The organism is Paraburkholderia phymatum (assembly GCF_040965635.1).
GTDB classification, from domain to species: domain Bacteria; phylum Pseudomonadota; class Gammaproteobacteria; order Burkholderiales; family Burkholderiaceae; genus Paraburkholderia; species Paraburkholderia phymatum_B.
Window position 1 is genome coordinate 40,727 of sequence record NZ_JBFRCH010000044.1, and the last position, 11,789, is coordinate 52,515.

The window sequence follows — 11,789 nt, forward strand, 5'->3', positions numbered from 1 at the left end:
TTATACGCGTCGTCACGTCAAAGCAGCGCTATATTCGAGGACAGCTACTGCGTCATGCCATTAACGCGGGCCGTCAACTGTCGACCTCAATGTGCAGCTGTGTTTGAGTCACGTAAGCACATGGAGCGCCTCGCTCATCGGAAAGGACCGTCTGCCAAACCGATGTCTGTCGCCCAATATGAACTGCCGTGCATTCGGCTGAGATTCGGGTGCCGCAACACGGCCGTACAAAGTTGGTTTTTGATTCGAGCGTTGCAGTGCGCTGCGAGGGCCGCAAATTCTGCAACGCCCCCATGGCACCGAGACTATCCGCCAGCGCCATTAGCACTCCACCATGGACAACCCCTCCAGAATTAACGTGTTGCTCGCCAACCGCGATGTGGGCGCAAATATGATTTGGTGAAACCATGTCCAAAGTGATTCCCAACGCGCGCTGGAAACCGCGCAACGGCATCTGTTCGATTTCGCCAGGAGACCAGCGACCTGGACCGGTCTTGATCGGCTGACTGGATAACGGCTCGCTCATTGTGCTTTCTGCTAGCGAATTCATTCAGTTGTGACACTGTCGACCATAGAGCTCAGCAAACTCTGCAAATGCCTCAACAAAGCTTGAGCAGTCCTCCTGCGTGGTCTGCAACGAGAGATTGATCGTGCCTCTACGCGGAACGTAAAACCCTTTGAGCAGCATGTGCAGATGGAACAGCTTTCGTTGCACGGCCGACGTTTTGACTTCCTCGGGCCGCGCGGGCAATTTTTCCTGGAAATGAAGTGACAGAATCGATCCGAATCCGCCGACCGACAGCGCCATACCGAAGCGTGTCGCGGCATCGATCAGTTGCCTGCGCATCGTGTCACCAAGTTCGTTGATATTCCGAAGCGCCATTTCAGTCGCAATTTCTTCGAGCCCCACGCTGCCGGCGATCATCGTCAAGACGTTGTTGTTAAAGGTCCCCCCGTGCCCGATCGCTCCCTTCTGCATCGGATTCATCCAGTTCAGAATTTCGGCTTTGCCGCCGAAGGCACCGAAATTGATTCCGCCGCCGATAGATTTGCCGATAGTTGTAATATCAGGCGTGATGCCGACCACAGTCTGCAAACCACCGGGATGAAAGCGCGCAGTCTGCACCTCGTCGAAGATCAAGAGCGCATCGTACTCGGTCGATATCGACCTCAGTGACCGCAGAAAGTCCCAGTCGCCGACGATACCGCCCCCACTTCCTATCATGGGTTCAACAATGATTGCAGCAATATGTCCTTCTGCAGCTTCAATGCAGCGACGCACATCATCAATATCGTTGTAACGTGCGAAGACCATCTCTGCCTGGTCGACATTCAGCGGTGCATTGACATCGAGATAACTGGCAAGGCTTCCGTGATAGCTACCGTAAAATGCAAGGACCAGCGATCGCTTCTTGACCGCCCGGGCCAACCGCATGGCCAACAGGTTGGCTTCTGTACCGGAATTGGTAAATCTCACTCGCTCGATCGAAGCGAACCGTTTACAAATTTGGCTTGCCAGTCGGGCTTCATGGGGATGCGGTCCACCATAGCTGATACCATTGTCGAGTGCTGACTTCAATGCCTCGATAATGCGAGAATCGGAATGACCGTAAAATCCAGCAGTCAGATCATTCATGAAGTCCCGATATCTGTGCTCGTCAACATCGTAAACGTGGCCGCCCTCCGCCCGCTGAATATATAGCGGGAACGGGTCGTAATAAAGCGCCACGCGTGTATTGCCTCCAGGAAGCACGCGAGATGCATCCAGGAATTGAGAATAACTGTTCTGATTCGCGCGGGTGTATTGATCTTCCAAAGAAACTACGGCGCTTGCGATATCCATTTTCGACTTGTTTTCTACGTTATTCACTGACATTCCCCCGAGCCTTCAGACAGAGGATTTCGCGCGCTTCGTCCGGTGTTGCAATCTCCAGCGACAACAGGTTGAGGATCTCGCGCATACGCGTGACCTGCTCGGCATTCGAGCGAGCAAGCCTGCCTTTGTCCAGATACAGATTGTCCTCCAGACCAACGCGTACATTTGACCCCATCGCCGCACCCATCGTACAAAGCCGGAATTGATGCTTGCCGGGCGCCAAGACGGTCCAGCGATGATCCGGACCGAAGAGACGACTGGCCACGTTATGCATATGCGTCATATTGTCTGCATCGAGACCGATACCACCACTAAACCCGAATACCGTCTGGATAATGAACGGCGGTTTGAGAAGACCGATATCTGCAAAGTATGCGACGTTATATAGATGACCGACGTCATAGCATTCGCATTCGAACCGTGTACCGCCCGCTCCCACTTCTTGGATCGTCCTGGTCAACATCTCTTCAGTGTTTGGGTACACACGATTGGACGCCCCCATAAACTGCTCTTTCTCCCATTGGTGTTGCCAACGCTCGAACTTTGCAAGCATTTTTCCGCGGCCATAAGGCGAGAGAGAGCCCATGTTGAGCGAAGCTAGCTCGGGGTTTAAGCGCACTGCGGCCGCGATCCGGTCTTCTACGGAAGTGTTGGGTCCGCCGCTAGTCGTGATATTGATAACCACATCCGATTCGCGGCGTACTTGATCGATAATCTGCGCGTAGACCTCCGGATCCGGTGTAGGTCGGCCGTCGATTGGGTTGCGGGCATGAAAATGAATGATCGCCGCGCCAGCTGCGGCTGCATCAATCGCTTGTTGTGCAATTTGCTCGGGCGTTATCGGCAGATATAGCGACATCGAGGGTGTGTGTGCAGCACCAGTCACCGCACACGTTATAATGACCTTGCGGCTATCAGACATGAAAGGACTCCGATTGAGTTGCAGTTCAGTCTAGGGAATCCAACGCCGCCATGCCATCTGCTGGCGTTATTACCGCTCGTGAAGAGTTATGAGAGGTACGAACCAACGAGTTCTCCAGAAGATTTGCAACATGAAAGTTGCTCGCGCCTCCAACCTCGCATTCGGAAACTTCGCCCCCTTGCTTTTGCGTACCTCAGCCGTTAGAGCGGTCCACCATAACAAATGACCCTCTCCTCATAATCCGCGGATTTTTGGTGCGATGCGTGTATGTTTATGATCTGCGGTCAGAGCCATAGGACGAAGCCGTGCATAAACGTGCAACAACGTCCTGGTAGAGATGAAACGCCAGTCTGGAGGAGATGATGAAGGGTGAAAGTGTTTCGATTCGCGATATCGAGAAGCGCTACGGTTCCGCCAACGCAGTGAACCGCGTATCTATCGAGGTTGCCGCCGGCGAGTTTCTTTCGCTTCTGGGACCTTCGGGGTCCGGCAAAACGACGCTGCTGATGATGATTGCCGGCTTTCAGCTGCCGACGGCCGGACTTATCAAGGTCGGCGCGACGGACGTTACCCACGTCGCGCCAAATCGGCGAAATGTTGGTATGGTTTTCCAGAAGTATGCGCTTTTCCCACACATGTCGGTACGGGAAAACATCGCATTTCCGCTGCGCATGCGGAAGGTGCATCGGCAGGATATCGACCGCCGTGTCGATGAGGCGCTCGCCATGGTTCGCCTCGACGCTTACGGCGATCGCAAGCCAGTCCAGTTGTCAGGTGGACAACAACAACGCGTCGCTGTAGCGCGCGCACTCGTCTTCGAGCCTCCCGTGCTGCTGATGGATGAACCACTTGGAGCACTCGACAAAAACCTGCGAGAGCAGCTGCAGATCGAGATCAAAACCCTTCAGCAGCGCCTTGGCGTTACCGTCATCTATGTCACGCATGACCAGGAGGAGGCGTTGACAATGTCGGACCGGATCGCCGTCATGAACGGCGGTCAAATAGCGCAGATTGGCAGTCCGTCGAATCTGTATGGACAACCGGCCTCGCCGTTCGTCGCAGCATTTATCGGAAAAATGAATTTCCTCTCAGTCGAGTACCTGGGCCGCTCGGAAAGTGGAACGCAGATCCGTGTATCTGACCGGTCGACGATAAGCGTCACCCGGGAGACTGCAGCACACGGGCCAGCCCTCACTTACGGACGCCCGCTGCGTGCAGCGATACGACCGGAGAGTATCTCGGTCCTCCAGAAAGGCTTGGGTGGCCCAACCTCCATCCGGGGAATCGTAGAGACGTCAATTTATGTCGGGTCGCATCACATTCTGCTGGTTAATATCGACGGCCGTAGTGACGCTCCGCTGCAAGTCCAGGCGCCCGCCGGTCAGAACCTGCCCGCTTTCACGCGTGGCGATGCCGTTGACGTTACGATGGACAGCGACGCCATTCACCTCTTCGGTGAAAACGGTGGTGTCCAATGAGTAGCCTGAACGCGAGCCCAACCAACCAGACTATGTTGAATCGCTATTCGCCCAAGGGATTAAAACGGGGAGGAAGCGACAGATACCCGCTTCCGTTGGCAGTTCTGTTGCTGCTCCCCTTGTTTGCGCTACTTGTTTTTAGCTTCCTTTACCCTGTCGGCCACATGCTCGTTGGAAGTGTGTTTGATCCTGACTTTACGGTTCGTAATTACTCGCTTATCTTCACCGAACCTATCTATCTGAAGATCCTATTGCGCACGCTGCGAATTGCGCTCCTTACAACTGTGGGCGCATTGTTTTTTGGCTACCCAGTCGCCCTTGCGATGGCGCGCGCGGGCAGCAAGGCCTCAATTTTGATCATGGCTTGCGTCCTTATCCCACTCTGGACGTCATTACTTGTTCGGTCATATGCCTGGATTATTCTTCTACAGCGAACAGGGGTTGTAAACGAAACCCTTTTGAAGCTTGGGATCATAGGAAAGCCACTGTCACTCATTTATAACGAAGGCGCCGTAATCGTCGCGATGGTACACGTCCTATTGCCCTTTATGACCCTTCCTATATTCAATGCATTAAAAACCATTCCCAGCGAGTTGCCACAGGCTGCGGCCAACCTCGGCGCCGGGAAGCTTGTGACGTTTTTTAAAGTGATTTTGCCGCTCAGCATGAACGGGGTCTATTCCGGGACATTGGTGACCTTCATCCTGGCTCTTGGGTTCTATGTCACACCTGCCCTGGTCGGCGGCCCCCGGACGCTCATGATGTCCACGTTGATTGCCCAGCAAACGACGGTAATGCTGAATTGGCCTCTTGCCGGCGCCCTGGCAATGGTCCTTCTTACAATCACTCTTACCATCGCGCTCGTTTTTCGCAAGATACTGGCGCCTACCGGACGGATCAAAAATGTCTGATGCCACTACTTTTATTCAGCTTCGCGACCCACGATCGCTCGCGCTCAGCAAATTGGCTGGAGGCGCTTTCGTGGCCGTCGTCCTGTTTTTTCTCGTCTTGCCGACGTTAATTGTCATACCCATTTCGTTCGGAAGCGCGCCGTACATTGAGTTCCCGCCATCCAAGTTATCGCTTCATTGGTACACTGTTTTTTTTAACGATTCCGACTGGATTGCCGCTGCGCTTTTCAGTCTGAAAATCGCATGCCTTACTGCAATTTCAGCTGTGGTGATTGGTACGCTCGCGGCAGTTTCGCTCGTGCGTGGCGACTTACCTGGAAAATCGTTCGTCCTCGGACTGGCACTCGGCCCAATGATAGTGCCTCAAATTATCATCGCTCTAGCGCTCTACCTCTTTTTCTCACCGCTGCACTTGACCGGAAACCTGTTTGGCTTTCTATTGGCGCACACTATGCTCACCGTTCCGTACGTGGTGGTCTCCGTTTCTTCATCACTAGAAGCGTTTGATCCAATCCTCGAAATGGCAGCCTTGAATTGTGGCGCCGGGCGTGGACGTTCGTTTTTCGAAATCGTTCTCCCTCAAATCATGCCGGGCATAGTGACTGGAGCCATCTTTGCCTTTGTTTCCTCTTTCGACGAAGCAACGATATCGTTTTTCATCTCTGGAGATCAAGGCAAAACCATTACCAGAAAACTGTTTGAGGACATCGATTTCAATCTCACCCCCGTTATCGCAGTAGTATCGACGGTTATTGTTCTTGTTTCTATTGGTCTCATGGGTGCCGCGCACCTGGCGCAGAAAAAACGAAATCGGTATGCTCGCCAGCGGCTGACGCAAATCTGCGACCCGTGGTGATTTGTTACAGGAGCCATTGCGATAGCAGATTGACCCGATGGATCGGTCGGCCACCACGCGGAGTCGGTCAACTAAAGCGGCACAGGTATCAGGCGACGATACATTCTTCGATCCTTTAAAGGTTTGCGGCTGCTTCCAGAGCCGCAAACCTCTGCATACAAAGAATCTTCCCGAGTGGGAAGTGGAGCGATGTCAGCAATCGCACAAATCGAAGTCGAACTGAATTTATTGGTCTGCCCGGTGCATTCCTCGCCTGCCAGACCAACTACTTCACACGAGCATCTTTCGGTGTCGTCCCAAAATGCCGCTTGAATGCGGTACAAAAATTAGACGTATGCTGATATCCCACCTCAAAAGCCAGTCTTTTTAATGCAGTATCACCACTTTCAAGCAGCAGCATCGCGCGCTTCATCCTGCGCTCAGTAATATACTGCAAATAGCTAACACCAAAACTTCTTCGTATTTCGGTTGATAATTCCTGAACAGAAATACCGAAATCGGTTGCTAGGTCCAACAACGACGGCGGGGTCTTGAGATTGGAATCAATGATGGTTTTGATGCTCTCCGTTCGACTCTGTGCTACGTCGGGCTTCGCATGCAATTCGCCGTCTGACATCAGCGTGCTAAGGCTGAGACAGAGCAGCTCCTGCGATTTAATCGACAAATAGTTTTTCGCCAACGAGAGATGCACGCCACCGCTCACGAGTTGCTTCGCAGCAGAGATCAGCGTATACGGAAGTGGCCTGGAATGCCAGAAAACCGCAGAATTGCTACCCTCGCGCTCGGCAAACATCGGAAGGCAACTCGGGTAAAACCCGTAGAGCGAGATCAGTGTTTCGGGCCATACACCTATAGTCAGCGATACCTCTTCCGTATCACTGATCCAGACACTTCTTTTATCGACCCCAACCGGCTGATAATAAACTGCGAGTGTCGGCCTTTCCAGCACATGGGAGACGTCACTCCCTAGCTCGAGCCGACGAGTCCCCGATAAATGAAGCAGAAATACGATTCGCCCCAAGCCATGTTCGTCATCATGAAACGCGCTCGTGGTCTTGAAACGTCTGATCGTGAGCGAGGGGTTCTTGTAATCGTAATAGCACTCCACCTGCCCGAGTGCGATCCCCGGCGGCGGTACTAGGCGGTAGTTACCCCCCTCTTTGCTCTTGTCGGTCCGCTGCAGGTGGAAGGCAGACTGTTGGACCAGACGCTGGACGAAATCTTCGGTATTCACCACAACCCACCTTCTCGAGGGACGAGTCAATCTCATAATTCGGGTAAACCCGCACCAAAGCAGACCTACGTCGAGGAAAACGCCGTAACATGGCAAAAATGTTACCGCAGACTCTACAACATCAAAAGGAATCTAGCGAGTTGGGCAGATCCCCGGTTGAAAACCGGGCAAAAAAGTGCAACAGGGCCTGGAAAAGGCGCGGCTCGACAAACTTCCGGCTCCAGAATGGCAGTGCAGGCACCACTATCGAATATCATGAACGCAAAGCCAGTTCGCGATCGACAGTTGTTCGAATGAGCGCACGGGCTCTCCCTGAGTGGACCGCCTTGAAAAAAGCACCGAGTAACTGCCTGTCGTTGTTCCTCAGGTCGGCGACGATTTTCAGGACAAGCGGCCTCATCCCTGTTTCGACACGGGCTGCTCGGCCCTGAACCCTCGCTGACAAGTTCCTCGCAGAGACTGTGGAAGATCTGAGCCTTGCCTAGACATAATGGTCGCTGCTGACTGAACACCGCGAGGACCCGTCTCGCGTATCGTGGGTTGCGCACCGAAGTATGCCGAGCCACATACGCCTGGGTGGGCCAGGCGCAGAACTTCAGGAGACAGGCCATGGACAAGGTTATCAAGTTTTTTGTCGAACTGGACGTGCACAAGGACCCCATCTCGATTGCAGTGTGCGAGCCCGGTCGGGAAGCTGCAAGATTTGCCGGCACTATCTGACATGACGTGCCGACGCTGTTGAAGGTTTTGCGCAAGTACGACGAAGCCGCACAGGTGAGCGTGGTGTACGAAGCGGGGCCAACTGGCTACGGCCTCTATCGCGAACTCACCGGCCATGGCTACCAATGCTAGGTGATTGCTGCCTCGCTGACGCCACACCCGGCGCAGACGGGATCAAGAACGACCGTCGCGACTGCTTGCGGCTGGCGGAACTCTCACGGGCCGGTGAACTCACGGCGATCTGGATACCGATGCCGCACACGAAGCGCTGCGCAACCTGTGGCGCGCCCGCGAAGACGCGGTGAGTATGCGACTCAAGGCCCGTCAACAATTGTAGGCATTCCTGCTGCGCCACGGACGCATCTACTCGGGTAAGACGGCCTGGAGCCGCATGCACCTGCGTTGGATCGCTGATCAACGGTTCGAACAAAGCCCGGACGGGCAGTTCAAACTCCTCCACTTATGGGCACTTAAATTCCCCCACCCCGTGAAGCAGGACGTGGACGTTATTTAGCTCTCTTTTGTTTTTCGCGCAAGGGTTTCAGCGGCCTCTTTAAGTCGATAGCTGCGACCGTCGAACTCGAGCAGGTGGCAGTGATGCATGAGGCGGTCGAGGATTGTGGTGCTCATCGTGTTGTCGCCAAGGTAAGCGCCCCAGTCCTGGACGACGCGGTTGGAAGTCACGACGACGCTGCGACACAGCTTGTAGAGTTGGTGGATCAACATTTGCAGCAGCGCGCCGGGGTCGTCGGGAATCGTTCGTGACAGGAACAGGTCATCAAGCACGAGCAGATTGCCATCGAGGATGGCGCGCAGGCGCGTTTCCCGCTGCGCGGGTGGACTGAGAACGTAGCGGTCGAAGAAGTCGTCGGTCTCAAGGTACTGGACCTTGTAGCCCTGCAGGACGGCCTGGTAGGCAATGGCCTTTGCAACGTGCGACTTGCCAGTACCCGGGTTCCGGACGATCGTATGAAGCCTGGGGTGAACGCGGTGCGAATGAGCGTTTCAACCGACTGGCAAGCAGGGGTTCAGGCAATTGCGCCGCGAGAGCAAGCCGGAGGCACGAGTCCGGTCGCGCAGGCCTGGTCGGGGAAGGCGTACGTATTCGGGAATGGGGTCGATGCTGGCTAGTGCACATGGCGCGGGACGGGAGGGGCGCGCGGCAGGATGCCGGGCACACCGCTTTCGATGCGCACCATGTGGCCCCTGCCGCATACGGGACAGTCTCGCAATGACTTTCCGGTCAATCGCTGATAGTGGTCACGGTAGTCTTTTGTGGGTTCGACTGCCTCAGCGGCGGGAGCCTCGACGCCGAGCAGCCGCCGGCAGGTGGCCAGGCGCGCGGCCCGATGTCGGTTGGCGAGCCATCCGTAGCTGCGGATGCGTTTGAAGGCGTCGGGCAGCACATGCAGCAGGAAGCGGCGGATGAACTCGTCAGCCGCGAGCGTCATGGTTCTGTGCCTGGCTTCGTGCCGGTAGTCTTTCCAGCGAAACTGCACGGTGTGCCTGTCGAAGGCGAGCAGCCGGTTATTGGAGATGGCAACGCGATGGGTGTAGCGACCCAGGTAATCGAGCACGTGTGCGGCGCCGCCAAACGGTGGTTTGGCATGGACGACCCACTCCGCGTGTGCGCTGGGGGCAAGCCAGGTGGCGAACGCACGGGCATCGCGGAGCGGCTCGAGCTGGCCATGGAAGCGCAACGTGCCGGCATCGAATGCGCGGCGCAGCTGCTCTATAAAGAGCCGCCGGAAGAGGCGCGAGAGCACCCGCACCGGCAGGAAGAAGCCCGGTCGGCAGGCGATCCAGCGCTCGCCGTCGGGCGCGATGCCACCGCCCGGTGCACGTGCGGATGGTGCAGCAGATTCTGCCCCACGTGTGCAGGATCGTGATGAAGCCGATTTCGGCACCGAGATGTCGGCGGCGATCGTGCGCAGCGTCTGGGCGCTGGTGCGGAACAGCATGTCGTAGAGCACGCGTTTGTTCTGGTACGCGAGTGCGGGGATGGGCTCGGGCAGCGTGAAGACCACATGGAGGTACTCGACGTCAGGCAGCAGTTCGGCTTGCCGGCGCTCAAGCCACTGCGCACGGGCGAGTGACGGGCACTTCGGACAGTGCCGGTTGCGACAGGTAATGGAGTGCGCTCCATTACGTGTCTTATGGGGAGTAGTTTCGTATGGGGAGTGGACGTGTCGAGCGAGCGCGAACCGGGGAACTCGCGCTCCTGTAACTCTCCATTAAAGCTTCGCCTTGAGCATGGCGATGACCTTGTCGGATGGCCTGAACGAGCCCCTGCGCAGTTCCGGAGGAACGATTGCGTTGAGTGCTTCAAGCTTCTCGGTAGGGTCGGCACGGGTGTAGATTTCAGTAGTAGCCAGATCGCTATGTCCGAGCCAGAGAGACACTTTTCGGATATCGTTCGTGCTCTGCAGTACTATCATTGCGCACGTATGCCTCAAGACGTGCGGCGAAACACGTTTCTGTAACAACGAAGGGCACTTCTGGCTCGCCGCCTCAACATGATGTTTGAGGACGTAGGCAAACCCCCAGCGGCTCATCGCATCACCCCGGGCATTGACGAACAACTCCGGTACTCGGGCCGTTCCCCGTACCGCGATCCACGCACGTAGCGCATTGGCGGTCACTTTCCAGAGGGGGAGCGCACGCTCACGTCGCCCCTTACCATGAACGCGGATACTCATCGACAGCAGTGCAACATCCGTCATCTGTAACCCCGTCAATTCTGAAACGCGCAGGCCACCGCAGATAGCCAGATGCAGCATTGCCCGATCCCGGATTCCCTCACGTGTTGTTGGGTCTGGTGCATCGAGCAGAGCCCGGACTTCCTTTTCTAACAGATACGGTACCAGCCGCGAATCAGTCTTCTTGTATGGAATGCCAAGAACACGCCTTATCTGCTCGAGCGCGATGGGCTCGCGATACTCGAGGAAGTGGAAGAACGACCTGATTGCTGCCAGTCGAACATTGCGGGTCTCCGGTGAGTTTTGTCGTTCATCTTCAAGATACTCCAGAAACGCACTGATCATTCCGGCATCGAGCTGCTCCAGCGCAAGCGACGAGGGAGACACATTAAGCCGTTTGGCGGCAAACTCGAACAGGAGCTGGAAGCTGGAGGCATAAGAGTCGCAGGTATGTTGACTGGCACCTCTCTGATGTGCGAGGGTCTCTCGAAGGAATGCCGAGACGTGGGGAGCTAATCGAGTCATTTCTGTTCTCCGATGAGGAAGTCCTCGGCGGTGGCTGCAATATCGCGCAGGAGTTCCGGAGTGGCCTCGATGTACCAATAGGTATCGTTGATGTTGGCGTGGCCTAGGTACGTCGCAAGGGCCAGCATGTGCTGCCCGACGCGGTCCCGGCCTTCAGGGCTCGCTTCGAGTGCACGAATGGCGAACGTGTGCCTGAGCCCATGCAAACGCGGGCTCTGGCCGTTGGAGGAAGGGCCAATGCAAGCCAACTTCAGCAGCTTCCGGAACGTCCAGTAGGCAATCGTGTACCTGAGCGGGTGACCGTCGTCATCAACGAACACATGGTCATCGCCCGGATGCGCCAGTCGCCGCAGCGTTAGATATTTGTGCAGCCCCTCCGTCGCTGTATCGTGGAGAGGAACCAGACGACTCTTGCCGCTACGCCGCTAGCGGCGTAGCGGCAACTATGCCGCCTTGTAAACTATGCTCGATCCAGACAGAATGAGTCTCAAATTCAAGCACAACGAACAAAACATGATCGGCATAGTCTAATTGACATTGGACTCGCTTTCGCGAGAGGCGCAGGTCA

Annotated in this window: 8 protein-coding genes and 4 pseudogenes; 4 read left to right on the plus strand and 8 right to left on the minus strand. The window is 55.7% G+C overall.

The window, feature by feature from the left end:
* Nucleotides 1-73: 73 nt before the first annotated feature.
* Genes AB4Y32_RS36205 through AB4Y32_RS36215 form a run of 3 tightly spaced genes read right to left on the minus strand, consistent with a single transcriptional unit; the run spans nucleotide 74 to nucleotide 2,798 of the window.
* Complete coding sequence (locus AB4Y32_RS36205) at nucleotides 74-550, minus strand: PaaI family thioesterase (protein ID WP_368725882.1); 477 nt, start codon at nucleotides 548-550, stop codon at nucleotides 74-76.
* The gene (locus AB4Y32_RS36210) at nucleotides 551-1,876 is read right to left on the minus strand and encodes an aspartate aminotransferase family protein (RefSeq protein ID WP_368725883.1); all 1,326 of its coding nucleotides are present in this window, start codon (nucleotides 1,874-1,876) and stop codon (nucleotides 551-553) included.
* Nucleotides 1,863-2,798, minus strand: a complete 936-nt coding sequence (locus tag AB4Y32_RS36215; RefSeq protein ID WP_368725884.1) for a 3-keto-5-aminohexanoate cleavage protein — start codon at nucleotides 2,796-2,798, stop codon at nucleotides 1,863-1,865. Before AB4Y32_RS36215 ends, AB4Y32_RS36210 begins: the two co-directional genes overlap by 14 nt.
* A 359-nt stretch (nucleotides 2,799-3,157) precedes the next feature.
* Between AB4Y32_RS36215 and AB4Y32_RS36220 the strand changes: the two genes are divergently transcribed.
* The 3 genes from AB4Y32_RS36220 to AB4Y32_RS36230 are packed head-to-tail and all read left to right on the plus strand — an operon-like array spanning nucleotide 3,158 to nucleotide 6,043.
* Nucleotides 3,158-4,276, plus strand: a complete 1,119-nt coding sequence (locus tag AB4Y32_RS36220) for an ABC transporter ATP-binding protein (protein WP_368725885.1) — start codon at nucleotides 3,158-3,160, stop codon at nucleotides 4,274-4,276.
* Complete coding sequence (locus AB4Y32_RS36225; protein WP_368725886.1) at nucleotides 4,273-5,187, plus strand: ABC transporter permease; 915 nt, start codon at nucleotides 4,273-4,275, stop codon at nucleotides 5,185-5,187. Before AB4Y32_RS36220 ends, AB4Y32_RS36225 begins: the two co-directional genes overlap by 4 nt.
* Nucleotides 5,180-6,043, plus strand: a complete 864-nt coding sequence (locus AB4Y32_RS36230; protein WP_368725887.1) for an ABC transporter permease — start codon at nucleotides 5,180-5,182, stop codon at nucleotides 6,041-6,043. Before AB4Y32_RS36225 ends, AB4Y32_RS36230 begins: the two co-directional genes overlap by 8 nt.
* A gap of 265 nt (nucleotides 6,044-6,308) precedes the next feature.
* On the opposite strand, the gene AB4Y32_RS36235 is transcribed toward AB4Y32_RS36230, so the two are convergent.
* Complete coding sequence (locus tag AB4Y32_RS36235) at nucleotides 6,309-7,277, minus strand: helix-turn-helix transcriptional regulator (protein WP_368725888.1); 969 nt, start codon at nucleotides 7,275-7,277, stop codon at nucleotides 6,309-6,311.
* 609 nt (nucleotides 7,278-7,886) lie between these two features.
* Between AB4Y32_RS36235 and AB4Y32_RS36240 the strand changes: the two are divergent.
* Nucleotides 7,887-8,436: pseudogene (locus tag AB4Y32_RS36240) on the plus strand (IS110 family transposase); the annotation flags it as partial.
* A gap of 71 nt (nucleotides 8,437-8,507) precedes the next feature.
* On the opposite strand, the pseudogene AB4Y32_RS36245 reads toward AB4Y32_RS36240, so the two are convergent.
* From AB4Y32_RS36245 to AB4Y32_RS36260, 4 genes and pseudogenes are all read right to left on the minus strand, one after another.
* Nucleotides 8,508-8,963 (minus strand): annotated as a pseudogene (locus AB4Y32_RS36245) (ATP-binding protein); the annotation flags it as partial.
* 161 nt (nucleotides 8,964-9,124) lie between these two features.
* Nucleotides 9,125-10,126, minus strand: a pseudogene (locus AB4Y32_RS36250) (IS91 family transposase); the annotation flags it as partial.
* A 105-nt stretch (nucleotides 10,127-10,231) separates the two neighbouring features.
* Nucleotides 10,232-11,221 (minus strand): tyrosine-type recombinase/integrase, encoded by a 990-nt coding sequence (locus tag AB4Y32_RS36255; RefSeq protein WP_368725889.1) that lies wholly within the window; start codon nucleotides 11,219-11,221, stop codon nucleotides 10,232-10,234.
* Nucleotides 11,218-11,628 (minus strand): annotated as a pseudogene (locus AB4Y32_RS36260) (tyrosine-type recombinase/integrase); the annotation flags it as partial. The pseudogene AB4Y32_RS36260 and the gene AB4Y32_RS36255, both read right to left, overlap by 4 nt.
* Between the last annotated feature and the right edge of the window lie 161 nt (nucleotides 11,629-11,789).